Origin of the sequence: Streptomyces sp. NPDC085946, from assembly GCF_044540485.1 — a bacterium.
GTDB lineage: Bacteria > Actinomycetota > Actinomycetes > Streptomycetales > Streptomycetaceae > Streptomyces.
In genome coordinates this window covers 116,173-135,646 of the sequence record NZ_JBITSF010000006.1, presented here as the reverse complement: position 1 = coordinate 135,646, position 19,474 = coordinate 116,173, and the positions used below count along the sequence as shown (strand labels likewise).

Genomic DNA, 19,474 nt, shown 5'->3' with positions numbered 1-19,474 from the left:
ATATGAGCGCAGTCGTACCGCTTCGGTCCCGTGCGGGGGCGACGCGGCGCCGGATCACCCGCCCGGCCGCCGCCCGTCCCGTGCGGCCCGTCAGATGTCCCGCCGCTCCAGCGGATCGGTGGCCGGCCCCTGGACGACCTTGCCGTCCGTGGCGAAGCGGGAGCCGTGGCACGGGCACTCCCAGGCGCGCTCCGCGCTGTTGAACGCCACCAGGCATCCCAGGTGGGTGCAGCGGGCGGACACCGCGTGCAGGCTGCCCTCCTCGTCCCGGTACACCGCGAGCCGCTGGCCGTCGACGCGGACGACGGCGCCCTCGCCGGGCGGCAGGGACTCCACCGGCGGCGAGGGCCGCAGCCGGTCGCCGACGAAGTGGCCCGCGACCTTGGCCTGGGTCTTCAGGAAGGACGGGGCCTCGCGCACCTGCGGGCGCAGCCGGCGCGGGTCGTACAGCCCGCTCCAGGCGCACTCCTCGCCGGTGATCTGCGCGGCGAGCAGCCGGCCCGCCATCACGCCGCCGCTCATGCCCCAGCCGGCGAAGCCGGTGGCGACGTAGGTGTGCCGCGCGCCGGGGTGCAGCGGCCCGACGAGCGGCACGGTGTCGGTGGGGTCGTTGTCCTGGGTGGCCCACCGGTGGGTGACGGTGAGGCCGGGGAAGTGCTCGGTGGCCCACGCGGTCAGGCGGTCGAAGCGGGCGCGGGTGTCGCCGGTGCCGGGCGTGAAGTGCTCGCCGGTGACGACGAGGAACCGGCGGTCCCCGTCGTACGGGGCCGTGCGCACCGAGCGGGTGCCCTCGTCCGGGGTGATGTACATGCCGTGCGGGTCCTGCCCGGCGGGGACGGGGCCGGCCACGACCAGTTCGCGGCGCGGGGAGAGCCGGGTGAACAGCAGCGCCCGGTCGAAGACCGGGTAGTGCGTGGCGACCACGACGTCCCGGGCCGTCACCGTCACCCCGGACGTCGTCGACACCCGGCACGGCTCGCCCTCGTCCAGGCCGACCACGGTGGTGTCCTCGTGGATGCGCCCGCCGCGCGCGACCAGGTCCTCGGCGAGGGCCAGCAGGTACTTGCGCGGGTGGAACTGCGCCTGCCCGGTCACCTCCACCGCGCCCGCGACCGGGAACGGCAGGGCGGTCTCCGTCACGAACGTCGCCGGCAGCCCCGCCTCCCGCGCGGCCCGCGCCTCGGCGCGCACGTCCTCCGCCCGGCCCGGGTCGCAGACGTAGGTGTACGCCGTCCGCGGCTCCCAGTCGCAGTCGATGCCCAGCTCCTCGACCACCGCGGCCGCGTGCTCGACCGCCTCGGACTGGGAGCGGGCGTACAGCCGGGCGCCCTCCTCGCCGCGGGTGCGCCGCAGCTTGTCGTAGATCATGCTGTGCAGCGCGGTGACCTTGGCGGTGGTGTGCCCGGTGACGCTCGCCGCGATCCGCCCAGCCTCCAGCACCGCCACGCTGCGTCCCGCCCGCGCCAGCTCCCACGCCGTGCTCAGCCCGGCGATCCCCGCGCCGATCACCGCGACGTCCACGGTGAGGTCGTCCGTCAGGGCGGGGTACCGGCCGCCCGGTGCCGTCTCCAGCCAGTAGGAGCCGCTGACCTGCTGCTTCTCGCTCATGGCCGTCGAGTACCCCGGCGTGCCGGGTTCAGTGGCCGAGCAGCCGTCGACGGCACCGCGCCACGTCGAAGTCCGGCTCCGGGTAGCGCGGGTCCAGCTCCTCCAGGTGCTCCAGCAGCAGCCGGCCGACCGCCCAGTTCCGGTACCACTTGTGGTCGGCGGGGACCAGGTACCACGGCGCGTACGGGGTGGAGCAGCGCTCCAGCGCGAGGGCGTACGCCTCCTGGTAGGCGGGCCACAGCGCGCGGTCGTCGATGTCGGACGGCTGGAACTTCCAGCGCTTGTCCGGCCGGTCGAGCCGCTTGAGCAGCCGGCGGCGCTGCTCGTCGAAGGAGAGGTGCAGGAAGCACTTGACGACCGTCACGCCGTCCTCGGCGAGGGCCTGCTCGAAGGCGTTGATCTGCCCGTACCGGCGCTCGATCTCCTCCGGCGGGGCGAGCTCCCGGACCCGGGCGACCAGCACGTCCTCGTAGTGCGAGCGGTCGAAGACGCCCAGCTCGCCCGGGCCCGGCAGGGCCCTGCGGACCCGCCACAGGAACCCGTGCCTGCGCTCCTTGCGGGTGGGCGCCCGGAACGCCTGGACCCGGCAGCCGGCGGGGTCGAGCAGACCGGCGACGTGCTTGACCGTGCCGCCCTTGCCGCTGGTGTCCATGCCCTGGAGCACCAGCAGGACCCGGCGCCGGTCGCCCGCCGTGCTCGCCGCCCACAGCCGCTCCTGCAGTCCGGCCAGGCGGCCGGCCGTCCGCTCGACCGCCAGGCGGGCCGCCGCCTTGTCCCGGGGGCCGCCGGGGGTCGCCCCCGGGTCGTACCCGGAGAGGTCGACCGGCTCGCCGCCGGGCACGCGCAGCCGCCCCCGCAGGCTGCTGTCCGAGCTCTTCTTCGCCACGGGGCACCCCTTCCGCTCTGTGCCTCGATCGTGCGCCGGGGCGCCGGGTTCCGCACCCGGCGCCCCCGGGCACCGGTGCCGCTAGCGGCGCCAGGGGCCGGTCACCGCGAACGTCGTCCCGGGCGTGTAGCAGTTGACGTACATCGTGCCGCCGTCGGGGGAGAAGGTGACACCGGCGAACTCGCCGTACTCGGGGGCCTCGGGGGTGCCGGTGTTCTGGCGGTTGCGGGCCACCGCGTAGACCTCGCCGCGCCGGGTGACGCCGTAGACGTGCTGGGCGCCGTCGCCGTCCTCGCAGACCATCAGGCCGCCGCTCGGGGCCAGGCAGATGTTGTCCGGGGACTCGCCGGGCAGCCGCACGTCGGTGTCCGGGCCGAAGACGACCACCAGGGTGAGCCGGCGCCGCTCGGGGTCGTAGCGCCAGATCTGCCCGTAGTGGTCGGCCGCCGAGCCCTCCGCGCTGCGCGCGAAGGACGACACGAAGTACACGCTGCGCCCGCCCCAGTAGCAGCCCTCCAGCTTCTGCGCGTGCGTGATGCCCCGCGGGCCGAAGTCCTGCAGGCGGACGGGGGTCCCGGCGGCCTGCGGGTCCGGTACGTCCACCCACTCCACGCCGTCGAAGGAGGCGCCCGTCTCCTGGATCGAGGACAGGTCGGGCACGCCCGGCACGCGCATCGCCTGGAGCCGGCCGCCCGCGCGCAGCGAGCCGGGCCCGCCGAGCGGCTTCTCGGGCAGGAAGCGGTAGAAGAGGCCGAACGGCTTCTGGAAGGCGTCCTCGGTCTCGTAGACCACGCCCCGCTTCGGGTCCACGGCGATCGCCTCGTGCTGGAAGCGGCCCATCGCGGTCAGCGGGACGGCGCCGGAGCGGCGCGGGTCGGCCGGGTCGACCTCGAAGACGAAGCCGTGGTCCTCGGCGTACCCGGCGGTGCCCGCCTTGTCCTCGGTCTCCTCGCAGGTCAGCCAGGTGCCCCAAGGAGTGGGCCCGCCCGCGCAGTTGACGGCCGTACCGGCGATCGCCACCCGCTCCGACAGGACGCGGCCGCGGGAGTCCAGCGTCAGGGCGGTGCAGCCGCCCTTGGCTGCCGGGTCGTAGGTCAGGCCCTCGACCGCCGGGACCGGCACCCGGCCGTTCGCGCGGTTCTCGTGGTTGCGGACCAGGTGCACCCGGCCCTGCCGGCCCGCGAAGGCGGCCATGCCGTCGTGGTTGGACGGGACCGGGCCCTCGCCGGAGCGCAGGGCGTCGCCCTCGCGGGACAGCACGCGATAGCGGAAACCTTTCGGCAGGTCGAGGAGGCCGTCGGGGTCGGGGATCAGGGGGCCGTGACCGCTGTGGCCCAGGTGCTGCGCGGCGGCGGTGCCCGCGAAGAGTTCGGAGAGGGACCCGGTGAACGTGATGCCGATCCCCAGGGCGCCGGAACGGGCCAGGATCTGACGTCGGGTCGCGGAGCGACCGGATGCGGGCATGGGGCAGCCTTCCTGCTGGCGGACAGGAACCGTGACCCCGCTGTGTCTATCACCTGGTGCGTGCGGCGGGAACCACGCGCGTAGCACGTGTCACTGCCGTGCGGTGTGCCGCGGCCGGTCCGGAGCCTGCTGCGCGCCGTCCAGCCGGTCGGCGGAGGCGCCCGGCAGGGCGGCCGGCCCGTCCGCGCCGGCGGGCCCGGCCGCCTCGACGGCCTCCGGCGCGTCCGCGGCCCCGGACACGGCCGGCTCCGCCGGTGCCCGGGCGCCCCCCGGGGCCCGGCTCTTCTCCGCGCCCCTCTCCAGGAAGCGCAGCAGCTCCACCGGGATCGGCAGCACCAGCGTGGAGTTCTTCTCCGCCGCCACCGCCATCACCGTCTGGAGCAGCCGGAGCTGGAGCGCGGAGGGCGTGTCCTCCATCTGGCGGGAGGCCTCCGCCAGCTTCTTGGAGGCCTGGAACTCGGCGTCCGCGTTGATCAGCCGCGCCCGCCGCTCCCGGTCGGCCTCCGCCTGCCGCGCCATGGAGCGCTTCATCGTGTCCGGCAGGGAGACGTCCTTGATCTCCACGCGGTCGATGGTCACGCCCCACTCCACGGCCGGGCTGTCGATCATCAGCTCCAGGCCCTGGTTGAGCTTCTCGCGGTTGGACAGCAGGTCGTCCAGTTCGCTCTTGCCGATGATCGAGCGCAGCGAGGTCTGCGCCATCTGCGAGACGGCGAAGCGGTAGTCCTCGACGTTGATGACCGCGGCGGCCGGATCGACGACCTTGAAGTAGACCACCGCGTCGACCCGCACGGTCACGTTGTCGCGCGTGATGCCCTCCTGGGCGGGCACCGGCATCGTCACGATCTGGAGGTTGACCTTGCGCAGCCGGTCCACGCCGGGCACGATCAGGTTGAAGCCCGGCCGGCGGACGTCGCCGTGCAGGCGGCCCAGCCGGAAGACCAGTCCGCGCTCGTACTGCTTGACGATCCGCGCCGCCGCCGCCACGTACACCAGGCCCGCGCAGCCGACCGCCGCGGCCGCCGCCAGCAGGTCCTCGAGCATGACGACCTCCCGTCCAGAGGTCCGTTCGATGTGTCTCTGCAACGATATGCCCGCTTCGCGGCGCGGACCATGCCCCCCCGGTGCCGGACACGGGACGGGCCCGGGACGGTGTTCCGCCCCGGGCCCTGTGCGTACGGGAATCCCGGCCGTTAGGCCGCCGTGACCTGCCCGGCCGCCACCGGCTCGGTGACCTTCACGGGTTCCGTGCCGACCGCGCTGTGCCGTTCGGCCCAGCTCTCCAGGGCCGTGCGGCAGGCGTGGTCGAGGTGGTGCAGCCCGGAGAGGTCCAGCTCGATCGGGCGGTCCTGGGGCAGGGACTCCAGGCTGTCGAGGATCTTCGGCAGCCGCAGGAAGGTCGCGTTGCCCGACAGGTACGCCTGGACGGGCCCGGCGCCCTTGTCGACGACCTCCAGCCGGACGTGCGAGGCCTCCCAGGCGGTCTTGACCACCGAGAGGGCCAGACCGATGAGCACGCCCTCGAACATGTTCACCGCGACGATCGACACGGCGGTGACCACCAGGATCAGCGCCTCGCCCTTGTGACTGTGCCAGAGCGCGACGAGCTGGCGGAACGGGATCAGCTTCCATCCCGCGTGGACGAGGATGCCGGCCAGGGCCGGGATCGGTATCAGCGCCAGGGCGGCGGGCAGCGCGGCGGCGAACAGCAGCAGCCACACGCCGTGCAGGACCCGCGAGGCCTTGGTCCTCGCTCCCGCGGCGACGTTGGCGGAGCTGCGCACGATCACCGCGGTCATCGGCAGCGCGCCCAGCAGGCCGCACACCGTGTTGCCGGCGCCCTGGGCGACCATCTCCTTGTTGTACTGGGTGCGCGGGCCGTCGTGCAGCCGGTCCACGGCGGCCGCGCTGAACAGGCTCTCCGCCGAGGCGATCAGCGCGAACGCGATGATCGTGCCCCAGATGGCCGGGGAGGCCAGCTCGCCGAAGGCGTCGGCGCCGGGCGGCTGGACGACGCCGAGCAGGCCCTCCACCTCGACCGTGGCGACCGGCAGGCCGAACGCCAGCGAGGCGGCGGTGGCCAGCGCCACCGCGGCGAGGGCGCCGGGCACCGCCTGCGCCTTCTTCGGCATCCTCTTCCACAGCACGACGACGGCGATGGTGCCCGCGCCGATCGCCAGCGAGGCCAGCGCCGCGGTGCTGCCGAGGGCGTCGGCGAACGCCCCCGGAAGACCCGCTATCTTGCCCAGGCCGGTGTCCGGCGCCTTCAGGCCCGCCGCCGCGTAGATCTGCCCGGCGATGATCACCAGGCCGATGCCGCAGAGCATGCCCTCCACGACGGAGACGGATATCGCCCGGAACCAGCGGCCCACCTTGAGGAAGCCCATGGCGAGCTGGAGCAGCCCCGCCACCAGCACGATCACGCCGAGCGCGGACACCCCGAACTCGCTGACGGCCTCGAAGACCAGCACGGTCAGGCCGGCGGCCGGCCCCGACACCTGGAGGCTGCTGCCGGGCATCATCCCGGTGACCAGACCGCCCACGATGCCGGTGACGAGGCCGAGTTCGGCCGGGACGCCGGAGGCGACCGCCACGCCGACGCACAGCGGCACGGCGACCAGGAAGACGACGACGGAGGCGGCGAAGTCCTGCCGCAGGTAGGGGAACTTCGACAACACGCCCACGGTGGTCACCGGCCCCTTCACAGCGCTTCGAACGCGTCGGTCTCGGCGCGGTGTTCGCGCACGGTGCCGGTGTGCACCTCGTAGTACCAGCCGTGCAGCCGCAGCCGACCGTCCGTCAGCCGCCGCTCGACGCACGGGTAGGAACGCAGGCGCAGCACCTGGGCGAGGACGTGGTGCTGCACCGCCTCGGCGACCGCCGGGTCGGCCGGGTCGGCGGACTTCGGTTCGCCGGCGGCGTGCGTGAGCCAGTCGCGCACGGCGGGCACGGCGGTCAGGTCGTCGCCGCGCACCAGCGCGCCGACGGCACCGCAGTGGGAGTGGCCGCAGACCACGATGTCCTTGACGCCGAGCACCTCCACCGCGTACTCGATGGTGGCCGCCTCGCTGGTGGGGTGCCCGGAGGCGTACGGCGGGACGATGTTGCCCGCGGTGCGCAGCTCGAAGAGCTCGCCGGGCCGGGCGCCCGTGATCAGGGCCGGGACGACCCGGGAGTCGGAACAGGTGATGAACAGGACGTCGGGGGACTGGCCCTCGGCGAGGCGGGCGAACTCCTCAGGGCGCTGTCCGAACGTACGGGCGTTGTCGATGAGGGGCTGCATGGTGTGGTGACTCCTCCTGGCGCGCAGTGGGGGCGCGTCGGGCTGGCATGACAGAGGTGGGGGGAACCGCTCGGGCGCTTCAGCAGCGGAAGACCTGGAGCGCGGCCGGGGTGTGCGCCGCCGACGGTCCGGCGGCAGGGGGCGGCGCCCCGGGCCGGACCGGTTCGGACGCCGTCGGCGGGTTCCGGTCGGGCAGGGGCCGTGCGGATGCGGTGGGGGCGTGGTCCGCCGTGCGCGGCCGCTCCCGGGTGCGCGGCAAGCCGGCCGGACCGCCGGCGGGGCCGGTGTCGCGGCAGGCGGCGGTCTCGTCGCGCGGCGCCTGCCCGGACGGGGTTGTTCCGGGGTCGGCCTCGGCCCCGATGTGATGGGCCGTGTGCGCGGACGCGAAGGACGGGACGGGAGCGAACAGGGGGAGGGCCAGCAGGGCGGCGGCGAGGACCGAGAGCACGATCCGGGCCGTCGTACCGCGCAACACGGGCCCCCCTTCAGGCGGTTGACGCCTATAGCTCGCACCAACGCTTGGTCAATGGCTGGTCAAGAAACACATTAACCCTGCAAAGTCGTTTGCAGGGTTAACTTAACGTTTCGAGCTGAAGAGAGCCTGAAAACCGCCTGGCCGCTGGCGTGAATGGAGCGGGGGGGGGGGCGGGCTACCGCGCGTCGACGAGCCGGCCGGCGTCCCGGGCCAGCGCCGTGAGGCGGGATATCGCGCGGAAGTACTTCTTGCGGTAGCCGCCCTTCAGCATCTCCTCGCTGAACAGCCGGTCGAAGGGCAGCCCCGAGGCCAGCACCGGCACCTCGCGGTCGTAGAGCCGGTCCGCGAGGACGACGAGCCGGAGGGCGGTGGACTGGTCGGGAACCGGGCGCACGCCGGTGAGGCAGACCGCCGCGATCCCGTCGGTCAGGGCGCCGTACCGGCTGGGGTGGATCCTCGCGAGGTGCTCCAGCAGGTCGGGGAAGGCGTCGAGGGAGGCGCCCGCGGTGGCGTGCGCCGCCCGGGTCACCTGTTCGTCGGAGTGGGGCGCCGGGGCCTCGGGCAGGCCGCGGTGGCGGTAGTCCTCGCCGTCGATGCGCAGCGCGCGGAAGTGCGCGGACAGGCCCTGGATCTCGCGCAGGAAGTCCGCCGCGGCGAACCGGCCCTCGCCGAGCTTGCCCGGCAGCGTGTTGGAGGTGGCGGCGAGCGCGACGCCCGCGTCGACCAGCTTGCCCAGCAGGGTGGAGACCAGGACGGTGTCGCCGGGGTCGTCGAGCTCGAACTCGTCGATGCACAGCAGCCGGTGGCCGGAGAGCGTCTGCACGGTCTGCTGGAAGCCCAGGGCGCCGACCAGGTTGGTCAGCTCCACGAAGGTGCCGAAGGCCTTGCGGGCGGGCTCGGCGTCGGTGGCGTGCCAGAGGGAGGCCAGCAGGTGGGTCTTGCCGACGCCGTAGCCGCCGTCCAGGTAGACGCCGCGCGGACCGGCGGGGGCCTTCTTCGGGGCCCTGCCGAATCCGAACAGCCGGCGCCGGCCCGAGCCGCTCTCCGCCCCGCCCAGCCCCGCCGCGAACTCCTCGAGGACGCGGACGGCCTCGGTCTGGCTGGGCTGGTTCGGGTCCGGGAGGTACGTGCCGAAGCGGACCGAGTCGAACCGCGGCGGCGGCACCATCTCGGCGACCAGCCGGTCCGCGGGGACGTGCGGCTCGCGGGCGCACAGGGACAGCGGGACCGCGTCGGTCAGCGGGCCGGTTCCGGAGGCGGCTGTGGAGGAGGACACGGTTCCCCATGCTAGGCCCTGACCCGCGGACCGGGCCGTTCCGGGGTGGGGCCGGGCTCCGCCCGCCCCCGGGACGCGGCCGGGCGGGGCCCGGTGCGTCCGGATGTGCGGAAAGCGCCGGCGGCCGGCGGCGACGCCGCAGGTGGCGGGCGTGCGGCCCGCGCCGCGCGGCCCGGCCCGCCGCACCGGCCGGGCGGGAGCGTGGAACACTGCACGGCATGCGACGCCTGTTCCCTGTGACCGACGAGACAGCGGCTCCCGGCCCCGGCGGCCCCCCCGGCGAGTGGAGCCCGGCCGAACTGGCCGCCGCGTACGCCTACCCCGACTCCGCGGCACGGGGGCGGCCCTGGCTGCGGGCGAACATGGTGTCCACCCTCGACGGGGCCGCCCAGCACGAGGGACGCTCGCAGCCCATCTCCTGCGCGGCCGACATGCGGATCTTCGGCACGCTGCGGGCGCTGGCGGACGTGGTGGTCGTCGGCGCCGGGACGGTGCGGCAGGAGGGCTACCGCCCGGCCCGCGCGCGGGCCGACTTCGCCGCGGCGCGCGAGGCGGCCGGACAGGGGCCCGCCCCGGCGATCGCGGTGGTCACCGCCGGGCTGGACCTGGACTTCTCCCTGCCGCTGTTCACCTCGCCCCTGGTGCCCACGCTGATCCTCACGGGCGCCGCGGCGCCCTCCGACCGCGTGGCGGCCGCCGAGAAGGCGGGCGCCCGGGTGGTGGTCGCCGGGGACGGCACCGGCGTGGACCCGGCCCGGGCCGTGCGGGCCCTCGCGGACCTCGGCCACACCCGGCTGCTGACCGAGGGGGGCCCGCAGCTGCTCGGCCGGCTGGTGGCGGCCGGCGTGCTCGACGAGCTCTGCCTGACCCTCTCCCCGATGCTCACCGCCGGCGACGCCCAGCGCATCGCCGGCGGGCCCGCGGTGGAGGTCCCCCGGCGGTTCGAGCTCGCCTCGCTGCTGGAGGAGGACGGCTTCCTCTTCGGCCGGTACCGGCGGCCCTGACCGGCACCGGCGGGACTGATCGCTCCGGCCGGTTCGCGACGGGCGCGGGGAATCCGGCAGCACCCGGGCGATCACGGGGCAGGATGGTTTCAGCGGGGCCTGGCACGGCCCACGGAGGACACGGGGCCGACGGCCCCTCGGAGGAGTTAAGGGGCGCCTGGTGTTCGCAAGCGTACTGATGATCGAGAAGGCCCTGACGTCCGCCGACGTGGAGTTCGTCACCACCTTGCACGGGGAGGAGCCGGTCTCCTTCCACGTGCTGCTCCAGCCGCGCGGCGAGCAGGCGGACCGGCTGCTGCGGGCCATCGACGACGTGGCCCTCGGCGAGCTCGACGAGGCCGTCCGCGAGGGCGAGACCCCCGAGGGCGAGGAGGCGCTCAGCGTCGGGCAGCGGGCCCTGGAGGTCTCCCTCGCCGCCCTGCGCGCCTCCGGCAGCGACGCCGAGGGCCGCCTCATCGAGGACCACCCACTGGACGCGCTGAAGTTCCTGGTCGAGGAGGTCGGCGCCGACGAGGTGATCGTCCTGACCGACCCGCACTACGTCGAGGAGTTCTTCCACCGGGACTGGGCCTCCCGGGCCCGGCACAAGGTGGGGGTGCCGGTGCTGAAGCTGTTCTCGCACAGCAAGGCATAGGCTTGGGCGGCGTCCCCGCACGGCCCGCCGTACCGGGGACGCCCACCGCTCACCGTCGTACCACCTGACGCACCACTGGGGAGAAACGCGCATGGCACCCGGCCTTCCTACCGCCATGGACCGACCGCACTTCATCGGCATCGGCGGCGCCGGGATGTCGGGCATCGCGAAGATCCTCGCCCAGCGCGGGGCGAAGGTGGCCGGCAGCGACGCCAAGGACTCGGCGACCGCCGAGGCCCTGCGCGCCCTGGGCGCCACGGTGCACATCGGGCACGCGGCCGAGCACCTGGCCGACGACGCCAGCTGCGTCGTCGTCTCGTCGGCGATCCGCGAGGACAACCCCGAGCTGGTCCGCGCGGCCGAGCTCGGCATCCCGGTGGTGCACCGCTCCGACGCCCTCGCCGCCCTGATGACGGGCCTGCGCCCGATCGCGGTGGCCGGCACGCACGGCAAGACCACCACCACCTCGATGCTGGCGGTGTCCCTGTCCGCGCTCGGCCTGGACCCCTCGTACGCCATCGGCGGCGACCTGGACGCGCCCGGCTCCAACGCCCTGCACGGCGACGGCGAGATCTTCGTCGCCGAGGCCGACGAGTCGGACCGCAGCTTCCACAGGTACGCCCCCGAGGTCGCCATCGTCCTCAACGTCGAACTCGACCACCACGCCAACTACGCCTCGATCGACGAGATCTACGAGTCCTTCGAGATCTTCGCCGGGAAGATCGTGCCCGGCGGCACGCTGGTGATCTCCGCCGACCACGAGGGCGCCCGGGAGCTGGCCCGGCGCCTGGCGGGCTCCGTGCGGACGGTGACGTACGGCGAGGCCGCCGACGCCGACGTGCGCGTGCTGTCCGTCGTCCCGCAGGGCCTGAAGAGCGAGGTGACCGTCGAACTCGACGGCGCCCCGCTCACCTTCACCGTCTCCGTCCCCGGCCGCCACTACGCGCACAACGCGGTCGCCGCCCTCGCGGCGGGCGTGGCGCTCGGCGTCCCGGCCGCGGAGCTGGCCCCGGCCCTCGCCGCGTACACCGGCGTCAAGCGGCGCCTCCAGCTCAAGGGCGAGGCGGCCGGCGTGCAGGTGATCGACTCCTACGCGCACCACCCGACCGAGATGACGGCGGACCTGGAGGCGATGCGCGCCGCCGCCGGGGACGCCCGCATCCTGGTCGTCTTCCAGCCCCACCTGTTCTCGCGGACGCAGGAGCTCGGCACGGAGATGGGCCGGTCCCTCGCCCTGGCGGACGCCTCCCTGGTCCTCGACATCTACCCGGCCCGCGAGGACCCGATCCCCGGCGTGACCAGCGAGCTGATCATCGACGCGGCCCGGGCGGCGGGCGCGGACGTCACGGCCGTGCACGACAAGGCCGGGGTCCCGCAGGCCGTCGCGGGAATGGCGCGGGCCGGTGATCTCGTTCTCACCATGGGCGCGGGCGACGTCACGGACCTCGGCCCGCGCATCCTGGACCACCTGTCCGGGTCCACCGCGAAGTGAGGGGCTGAGGGATCGTGCCGTACGACGTCGACAAGCCGGACGAGCAGTGGCGCGCGGAGCTGACGCCCGCCGAGTACGCGGTGCTGCGCCAGGCCGCCACCGAGCCGGCGTTCACCGGTGAGTACACCGACACCAGGACCAAGGGCGTCTACTCCTGCCGCGCCTGCGGTGCCGAGCTGTTCACCTCCGACACCAAGTTCGAGTCCCACTGCGGATGGCCGTCCTTCTTCGACCCCAAGGACACCGACGCGGTGGAGCTCATCGAGGACCGCTCCCACGGGATGGTCCGCACCGAGGTCCGCTGCGCCCGCTGCGGCTCCCACCTCGGACACGTCTTCGAGGGCGAGGGCTACCCGACCCCGACCGACCAGCGGTACTGCATCAACAGCATCGCGCTGCGGCTGACGCCCGACGAGGACTGAGGCGGCCCGGCCCCGCCGCGGTGTGCGGCGGGGCCGCGTCCACGGGGCCGGTGCCGTCCGGCGCGGGCACGGCCCCGGCCGCGGCGCCGGCGAGGAGGAACGCGAGGGCGGCCCGTCCCCAGGACAGCGGGATGCCGAGCGCGCGCCCGGCGCGGGCGACCACGCCGCCCTGCGGCAGGGGGAAGGCGGCCGCGCCGCCCCACAGGGCCAGGACCCGCGCGGGCCGGGTGCGCAGCAGCCGTGCGTCGGGCGGCGCGGCGCGCGCGAAATTTGGGGTGGCGCGGCGCGCGTGAAATCCGGGTGGCGCGGTGCGCGCGAAATCCGGGGTGGCGCGGCGCGCGTGAAATCCGGGGGCGCGGCGCAGCGGCCGTACCAGGGCCGGCAGGAGGCGCCCCGCTGCGAGGAGGGCCACCGCGCCCGCGGCGACCGGCACGGCCGTGCCGGTGTCCGGGGCGAGGGCGTCCCACGGCGTCGTGTCCGGGAGGCGGCCAGGACCGCGACCGGCCCGGCCGTTCTCGCGATCGCCCTGACAACCGCGTACAGGGCGAGCGACGCGCTGCTCCGGGCGAGTGGGACGCCCCGCCCGCGCGGGAGGCGCAGCGTCCCGGCGGGCGCGCCGAGGCCCGCCGGGAGCACGTGGTTCGCGGCGACCCGCGAGGCGAGCAGCGGGCCCGGCGGGAGCCGGTCCGGGACGGCGTCCTGCCGGGCGCGGGCGGCGGCCACCCGGCCGAGGCACATGAGGAGCACCCCGGCCGGCAGCCGGCGGGGATCGGCCCAGGCGAGCCGGACGGCGCCGTCGCGCACGGCGTGCCGGTCGACGGCCGCCCGGGCGCCGAGCGCCAGGAGCGGCAGCGGCGCCGCCGCGGGACGCAGCGGCCGGGAAGCGGGGGAGCGGCCCGGTGAGGGCGGCGGTGGGGCGGCGGCGGGGAGCGCTTCGGGCGAGGCCTGGGACACGGTGGTCGTCGTCCTTCCGCGTCCGCCCGGGCGGCGGGGCGGACGCGTGCACGGCGAGGCGAGGCGAGGCGGGGCGGGGACGCGGGACACGTCCCCGGCCGGGGTGACGCCCGGGTGCCGGACAGCCGACGGCGCGTCGGCGGGCGGACGACGCGGCCGGGGCGTCCGGCACGTGCCCCGCGCCGTGCGATGGCGAGGTCCCCGGAGCGGTGCGATGATCGGAACAGTGCTGTCCCGACGTCCCGGTCGCCGCGTGCCGGCCGCCGCCGGCCGGGCGGCCTCCCCGAAGGGGGATGCCATGGCCAAGCGTCTGATCGTCTGCTGCGACGGCACCTGGGACCTCGCCGACCGGTCCGGCAGGACGAACGTCACCAAGATCGCCCTGTCCGTCCGGCCGTGGGCCGCGGGGATCGAGCAGCGCGTCCACTACCACCCGGGGGTCGGCACCCGCCGTCTGGAGCGCCTGCGCGGCGGCGCCTTCGGCAAGGGGCTGTCCCGCACCGTCCTGGACGCCTACGGCCGGCTCGTCGACGCCTACGAACCCGGTGACGAGCTCTACCTGTTCGGCTTCAGCCGCGGCGCGTTCACCGTCCGGAGCCTGGCCGGCCTGGTGGGCAACTCCGGCATCGTGCGCCGCGAGCACGCCGACCGGACCGGGCAGGCCTGGGCGCTGTACCGCGACCGGATCGAGCAGCCGACCGGCACGGCCTCCACCCTCTTCCGCCGGGCCTACGCCCACGACGCGGCGATCCACTTCCTCGGCGTGTGGGACACCGTCGGCGCCCTGGGCATCCCGGTCCCGGGCCCCCGGTGGCTCGCGCCCGCCGTGACCCGGGTCAACCGGCGCTGGGCGTTCCACGACACCGAGCTGGGCGGCCGGGTGAAGGGCGCGTTCCAGGCGCTGGCCATCGACGAGCAGCGGTCGGCGTTCCGCCCGACGCTGTGGCGTCAGCGGACCGGGGCCGCCGCGGCGGGCCAGGAGCTGAAGCAGGTGTGGTTCGCCGGGGTGCACAGGGACGTCGGCGGCGGCTACCCCGACACGGCGCTGGCCGACATCACCCTGCTGTGGATGGTCGCCCAGGCCCGCCGGTACGGGCTGGAGTTCGACGCCGACGTCCTCGGCGCCGAGGGGCCGCCTGTCATGACCCCGGAGCGGAGCACCGAGTTCCGCGTACGCCCGGACAGCAGGGGGGAGCTGCACGACTCGCGCACCGGCCTGTACCGGCTGTCCCGCCCGTGGCACCGGCCCATCGGCCACGGGACCGGCGGAGGGGAGCGGGACGGGAGGGAGCCGGACGGCGGGGAACCGTTCGACACGCGCGAACTCCTGGCGCGGACCGCGTGGGAACACTACGACGGGGACGCCTCCTACCGGCCGCCCGAGCTGGAGCGCCGTCTCGCCCGGGGGCACGTGGACGTCGAGCCGGTCCCCCTCGCGCGCCCGGACACGCCCCCGGCCGGACCGTCCGTCCCCCGCGTGGGCACCGGACGGCCCCGGGTGCGCTGATCCCTCGCCCGGGGGTGCGGACGTGGTCCGTCCGGAGGTGCCGGGCTGCGGCGCGGACGGTGTCGGCGCATGGTGGTGCCATGGAGCGGCGTCCTCTCGTGATCGTGTTCCCGCCGGAGTCGGACGGCGGGCGGCCGGTGACGATCCGCGGCGCCTCCGCCGGCACCGCGCGCAGCCTCTTCGACCTGCTCGACCTCCTGCACGGCGCGGGCCTCCCCGCGGTCGACACCGCCGTCGACGACCCGGAGCTGATCGAGTGGCGCGGCGGGGGACCCTACGACTGGAGCGACGGGCCGGCCGGGCCGCGATGAGGCGGCGGCGGTCACCGTGTTCACCGGGCCCGGCCTGAAGGGCCCGGTCGGGTCGGGGGCGGCGGCGGGCGACGGGAGCCCGGGTGCCTCGTGGTGGCCCCGCGGCGGGCGCGGGCGTACGCCGGCGCTGTCCCGCCCGGGCCGCGGGACCTCACGGCGGGGTGGAAGCGCGTGCCGAGTTCCGTTCGCCTGTTCGGTGGGCATCGTCTGAGGGGCGGGCGCCGGCCCACGCGTTCCGGTGCGCGCCGTGCGGGGCCTTTCACCTGGGGAGAGGGGAAGTCATGCCGTCGCCGGTGCCGTCCGACGAGCCGCTGCCGCAACCGATACTGGGCCCGCCGGCCTCGATCGCGATGTTCCTCGTGGCCACGATCGAGCCCGGTGGGGAGCCCGTCGTACGGGAGGTGCTGAGCTCCCTGGCGGGGCTGGTGCGGGCCGTCGGTTTCCCCAGCCCCGACGGGGGGCTCACCTGCACCACGGGGATCGGGTCCGACGCCTGGGACCGGCTGCTCGGCGGGCCGCGCCCCGCCGGGCTGCACCCGTTCCGCGAACTGGCCGGGCCCCGGCACCACGCCCCGGCCACGCCCGGCGACCTGTTCTTCCACATCAGGGCCGCCCGCCCCGACCTGTGCTTCGCGCTGGCCGCCGAACTCGTACGGCGGCTGGGCCGCACGGTGACCGTGCGGGACGAGGTGCAGGCGTTCTCGTACTTCGACTCGCGCAACCTGCTCGGCTTCGTCGACGGCACCGAGAACCCCGTCGGCCCGGCCGCCGCCGAGGCCGCGCTGGTCGGCGCGGAGGACCCCGCCTTCCGGGGCGGCTCCTACGCCCTCGTGCAGAAGTACCTGCACGACGTGGACGCCTGGGAGGCCCTCGCCGTCGAGGCGCAGGAGAAGGTGGTCGGCCGCACCAAGCTGACCAACCTCGAACTCGACGCCCCCGGTTCGCACCGGGACGTCAACACGGTCACCGGCCCGGACGGCGCGGAGCTGGAGATCCTGCGCTCCGCGATGCCCTTCGGGCGGCCCGGGCACGGCGAGTTCGGCACGTACTTCGTGGCCTACGCCCGCACGCCGGAGGTGCCCGAGGCGATGCTGCGCCGGATGTTCCTCGGCGGGCCGGACGCCGGGCCCGACCCGCTGCTGGACTACTCCCGGGCGGTCACCGGCAGCCTGTTCTTCGTGCCGCCGACCGGTTTCCTGGAGTCCCTCGCACCGTAGGACCGCGGTCCCCCGACGGCGCGGGGCCGCACCACGCGGACCGCCCGGGACCGGGGCGCCGCCCGCGTCGCGGAGGCCGGTGGCGGCCGGCCGGACCCGCGCGGCGGGCGGCGCCGAACCGCGCCGCTCCTCGTGCGTCCCCGTGAACGGGCGACGGACGTGACGGACTTCGGCTTCTTACGGAACGAGGACGTCGGCGGCCGCGGGCGCACCGCCGCGCGCGGGGGTGCGAGGCTTGCGGCATGGAGCAGTCACCGCAGCCGCCGTCCGGCGCCCGGGTCCTCGTCGTCGACGACGACCCCACCGTCGCCGAGATCGTCTCCGGATACCTCGACCGGGCCGGGTACGTCGTGGACCGGGCGGGCGACGGCCCCGGCGCGCTCGCCCGCGCCGCCGCGCACTGGCCGGACCTGGTCGTCCTGGACCTGATGCTGCCCGGCATGGACGGCCTGGAGGTGTGCCGGCGGATGCGGGGCCGCGGGCCTGTGCCGGTCATCATGCTCACCGCGCGCGGCGACGAGGACGACCGGATCCTCGGGCTGGAGGTCGGCGCCGACGACTACGTCACCAAGCCGTTCAGCCCCCGCGAACTCGTCCTGCGCGTCGAGTCCGTGCTGCGCCGCACCCTCCCGCGCGTCGACGGCACGGGCACCGCGGCCGCCGGGACCGGGCCCGCCGCGCCGCTGGGCGCCGCCGGTCTCACCCTCGACCCGGCGTCCCGCCGCGCCACCAAGAACGGCACCGAACTCGCCCTCACGGTGCGCGAGTTCGACCTGCTCGCCTTCTTCCTGCGGCACCCCGGCCGGGCCTTCGGCCGCGAGGAGCTGATGCGCGCGGTGTGGGGCTGGGACTTCGGCGACCTGTCGACCGTCACCGTGCACGTCCGCCGCCTGCGGGGCAAGGTCGAGGACGACCCGGCCCGCCCCCGCCTCGTCCGGACCGTCTGGGGCGTCGGATACCGCTTCGACGCCGCTGGGGAGGAGTGACCGTGCGCGACATCCTCCTGATCGCCCTGTTCGCCTTCCTCGGGGCCGCCGCGGCCGGGCTGCTCGGCGCTCTCGTCCTGCTGCTGATCCGCCGCCGCTCGGTCGTCGCGTCGCTCACCGTGGTCGCCGCCGTCGCCGTCACCGCGATGCTCGCGGGCACCCTCGCGGTCGCCCGGGCGATGTTCCTGTCCGCGCACGACCTGACGGTGGTCACGACCGTCGTCGCGATGGCCGCGGTGGTGTCGCTCGCGACCGCGCTGCTGCTCGGCCGCTGGGTCGTCGCCGGCAGCCGGGCCCTGGCCCGCGCGGCCCGTTCCTTCGGCGACGGCGGCGACTTCGCCGCGCCCGCCGGCCCGGCCACCGCGGAACTGGCCGCGCTCAGCCGGGAATTGGAGGCCACCAGCGCCAAGCTCGCCCGGTCCCGCGACCGGGAGCGCGCCCTGGAGTCCTCCCGCCGCGAACTCGTCGCCTGGATCTCCCACGACCTGCGCACCCCGCTGGCCGGGCTGCGCGCCATGGCCGAGGCGCTGGAGGACGGCATCGCCGCCGACCCGGACCGCTACCTGCGGCAGATCCGCACCGAGGTGGAACGCCTCAACGACATGGTCGGCGACCTCTTCGAGCTGTCCCGCATCCACGCGGGCGCCCTCACGCTCTCCCCCTCCCGGATGTCCCTGTACGACCTGGTCGGCGACGCCCTGTCCGGAGCCGACCCGCTCGCCCGCGAACACGGCGTACGGCTCGCCGCCGAACGCGTCGAACCGGTGCCGGTCGAGGTCGACGGCAGGGAGATGAGCCGGGTGCTGGGCAACCTGCTGGTGAACGCGATCCGCCGCACCCCGGCCGACGGCACGGTCGCGGTGGCCGCCGAACGCTCCGCCGACGGCGTGGTCCTGTCCGTCACCGACGGCTGCGGCGGCATCCCCGACGAGGACCTGCCGCGCGTCTTCGACACCGGCTGGCGCGGCACCCACGCCCGCACCCCGCCCGCCGGGGCGGGCCTGGGCCTCGCCATCGTCCGCGGCATCGTGGAGGCCCACCGGGGCCGCGCCACCGTCCGCAACATCCCGGGCGGCTGCCGCTTCGAGGTCACCCTGCCCACGGCCGAGGGCTGAGCCCTCCGGGTGCGGGCACCGGAGACGCCCGCGCCGCCCGGCACCGCGTCCGCCCGCCGTCCCGGCCGCGGCGGACCCGGAGACGCCTACGCCGCCCCCGGCACCGCGCCCGCGCCCGCCCCCGCCCCCGCCACAGGGAGCCCCTCCGTCCGGAACACCCGCCGCCCGGCGTCCACCGCGAACACCTCGCAGCCCGGCCGCGCCGCCGCCCAGGCGATCCCCTCGGCGCCCAGCGCGAAGGCGGCCGTGGCGACCGCGTCCGCCTCCGTCAGCGTCGGGGCCGTCACCGTCATGCTGAGCAGCCCGGTCGCCGGGCGGCCCGTGCGGCCGTCGACGATGTGGTCGCCGCGCTCGTAGCGCGCGGACGTGGCGACCGCGCCGTCGGTGAGCTCCAGCACCGCGCACAGCCGGCCGGCGTGGTCGGGATGGCGTACGCCCACCCGCCAGGGGCCGCCGGCCGCGACGACGTCGCCGCCGGCGTTCAGGCAGAACCGCCGCGCCCCGGCCGCGGCCAGCAGCCCGGCGGCCCGCTGCACCGACCAGCCCTTGACCACCGCGCACGGGTCCAGGCCGCGGCCGGGCAGCCGGGCGTCGAACGCCCCGCCGGTGGCCGCCCGGTACTCCTCGCACAGGCCGAGGACCTCCCGCAGGTCGGCGCCGATCTCGCGGAGCTCCCCGCGGTCCAGGCGGGAGACCTCGCTGTCCGGCCGGAACGGGCTGAACCGCGCGTCGACCTCGCGCAGCCAGGCGAACACCGCGTCCGCCGCCTCCCCGGGCACCCGCTCGTCGTCCACCCGCAGCGACACCGGGAACCCCATCACGTGCTCGACGCGCCGCACG

At 75.6% G+C, this 19,474-nt stretch carries 20 protein-coding genes; 10 read left to right on the top strand and 10 right to left on the bottom strand.

All coding sequences use genetic code 11. The annotated features are described in order from the left end of the window. Positions 1 to 90: 90 nt before the first annotated feature. The 8 genes from ACIF8T_RS14900 to zapE form a co-directional block, all read right to left on the bottom strand. On the bottom strand, positions 91 to 1,608 hold the full coding sequence (locus ACIF8T_RS14900; protein WP_400034946.1) for an FAD-dependent oxidoreductase: 1,518 nt from the start codon (positions 1,606 to 1,608) through the stop codon (positions 91 to 93). Between the two features lie 28 nt (positions 1,609 to 1,636). Continuing rightward, complete coding sequence (locus ACIF8T_RS14895; protein WP_400034944.1) at positions 1,637 to 2,494, bottom strand: PPK2 family polyphosphate kinase; 858 nt, start codon at positions 2,492 to 2,494, stop codon at positions 1,637 to 1,639. Positions 2,495 to 2,575: 81 nt separating this feature from the next. After that, positions 2,576 to 3,958 (bottom strand): PhoX family protein, encoded by a 1,383-nt coding sequence (locus ACIF8T_RS14890; protein WP_400034942.1) that lies wholly within the window; start codon positions 3,956 to 3,958, stop codon positions 2,576 to 2,578. A gap of 90 nt (positions 3,959 to 4,048) precedes the next feature. Next, positions 4,049 to 5,002: a slipin family protein gene (locus tag ACIF8T_RS14885; protein WP_400034940.1), complete on the bottom strand. Its 954-nt coding sequence runs from the start codon at positions 5,000 to 5,002 to the stop codon at positions 4,049 to 4,051. Positions 5,003 to 5,151: 149 nt separating this feature from the next. Continuing rightward, the gene (locus tag ACIF8T_RS14880) at positions 5,152 to 6,642 is read right to left on the bottom strand and encodes a SulP family inorganic anion transporter (protein ID WP_400035327.1); all 1,491 of its coding nucleotides are present in this window, start codon (positions 6,640 to 6,642) and stop codon (positions 5,152 to 5,154) included. Between the two features lie 17 nt (positions 6,643 to 6,659). After that, entirely contained in the window at positions 6,660 to 7,241 is a 582-nt protein-coding gene (locus ACIF8T_RS14875) for a carbonic anhydrase (RefSeq protein ID WP_400034938.1), read from the bottom strand. Between the two features lie 79 nt (positions 7,242 to 7,320). Next, entirely contained in the window at positions 7,321 to 7,716 is a 396-nt protein-coding gene (locus ACIF8T_RS14870) for a hypothetical protein (RefSeq protein WP_400034936.1), read from the bottom strand. Positions 7,717 to 7,891: 175 nt separating this feature from the next. Further along, on the bottom strand, positions 7,892 to 8,992 hold the full coding sequence (gene zapE / locus ACIF8T_RS14865; protein WP_400034934.1) for a cell division protein ZapE: 1,101 nt from the start codon (positions 8,990 to 8,992) through the stop codon (positions 7,892 to 7,894). 218 nt (positions 8,993 to 9,210) lie between these two features. On the opposite strand from zapE, the gene ACIF8T_RS14860 reads away from it, so the two are divergent. From ACIF8T_RS14860 to msrB, 4 genes are all read left to right on the top strand, one after another. Beyond that, positions 9,211 to 9,996, top strand: a complete 786-nt coding sequence (locus ACIF8T_RS14860) for a pyrimidine reductase family protein (protein ID WP_400034932.1) — start codon at positions 9,211 to 9,213, stop codon at positions 9,994 to 9,996. A gap of 160 nt (positions 9,997 to 10,156) precedes the next feature. Further along, positions 10,157 to 10,630 (top strand): indole-3-glycerol phosphate synthase, encoded by a 474-nt coding sequence (locus ACIF8T_RS14855; protein WP_400034930.1) that lies wholly within the window; start codon positions 10,157 to 10,159, stop codon positions 10,628 to 10,630. 91 nt (positions 10,631 to 10,721) lie between these two features. Further along, a complete protein-coding gene (gene murC / locus ACIF8T_RS14850) occupies positions 10,722 to 12,122 on the top strand; it encodes a UDP-N-acetylmuramate--L-alanine ligase (protein ID WP_400034928.1) in 1,401 nt (466 codons plus the stop codon). 14 nt (positions 12,123 to 12,136) lie between these two features. Further along, complete coding sequence (msrB, locus tag ACIF8T_RS14845; protein WP_400034926.1) at positions 12,137 to 12,544, top strand: peptide-methionine (R)-S-oxide reductase MsrB; 408 nt, start codon at positions 12,137 to 12,139, stop codon at positions 12,542 to 12,544. Here msrB and ACIF8T_RS14840 read toward each other — a convergent pair. Continuing rightward, positions 12,504 to 12,977: a hypothetical protein gene (locus tag ACIF8T_RS14840; protein ID WP_400034924.1), complete on the bottom strand. Its 474-nt coding sequence runs from the start codon at positions 12,975 to 12,977 to the stop codon at positions 12,504 to 12,506. The two genes, msrB and ACIF8T_RS14840, sit on opposite strands and share 41 nt — an antisense overlap. A gap of 203 nt (positions 12,978 to 13,180) precedes the next feature. Here ACIF8T_RS14840 and ACIF8T_RS14835 point away from each other — a divergent pair, with 203 nt between their 5' ends. From ACIF8T_RS14835 to ACIF8T_RS14810, 6 genes are all read left to right on the top strand, one after another. Continuing rightward, the gene (locus ACIF8T_RS14835) at positions 13,181 to 13,447 is read left to right on the top strand and encodes a hypothetical protein (RefSeq protein ID WP_400034922.1); all 267 of its coding nucleotides are present in this window, start codon (positions 13,181 to 13,183) and stop codon (positions 13,445 to 13,447) included. A 349-nt stretch (positions 13,448 to 13,796) separates the two neighbouring features. Beyond that, positions 13,797 to 15,005: a DUF2235 domain-containing protein gene (locus ACIF8T_RS14830; protein ID WP_400034920.1), complete on the top strand. Its 1,209-nt coding sequence runs from the start codon at positions 13,797 to 13,799 to the stop codon at positions 15,003 to 15,005. A gap of 80 nt (positions 15,006 to 15,085) precedes the next feature. Next, positions 15,086 to 15,316, top strand: coding sequence for a hypothetical protein (locus ACIF8T_RS14825; protein WP_400034918.1), 231 nt, complete (start codon positions 15,086 to 15,088; stop codon positions 15,314 to 15,316). Positions 15,317 to 15,597: 281 nt separating this feature from the next. Beyond that, complete coding sequence (locus ACIF8T_RS14820) at positions 15,598 to 16,533, top strand: Dyp-type peroxidase (protein WP_400034916.1); 936 nt, start codon at positions 15,598 to 15,600, stop codon at positions 16,531 to 16,533. A 242-nt stretch (positions 16,534 to 16,775) separates the two neighbouring features. Beyond that, positions 16,776 to 17,519: a response regulator transcription factor gene (locus tag ACIF8T_RS14815; protein WP_400034914.1), complete on the top strand. Its 744-nt coding sequence runs from the start codon at positions 16,776 to 16,778 to the stop codon at positions 17,517 to 17,519. Between the two features lie 2 nt (positions 17,520 to 17,521). Further along, complete coding sequence (locus tag ACIF8T_RS14810; protein ID WP_400034912.1) at positions 17,522 to 18,634, top strand: sensor histidine kinase; 1,113 nt, start codon at positions 17,522 to 17,524, stop codon at positions 18,632 to 18,634. A gap of 86 nt (positions 18,635 to 18,720) precedes the next feature. On the opposite strand, the gene ACIF8T_RS14805 is transcribed toward ACIF8T_RS14810, so the two are convergent. Further along, positions 18,721 to 19,473 (bottom strand): FAD:protein FMN transferase, encoded by a 753-nt coding sequence (locus ACIF8T_RS14805; protein WP_400034910.1) that lies wholly within the window; start codon positions 19,471 to 19,473, stop codon positions 18,721 to 18,723. Position 19,474: the final 1 nt, after the last annotated feature.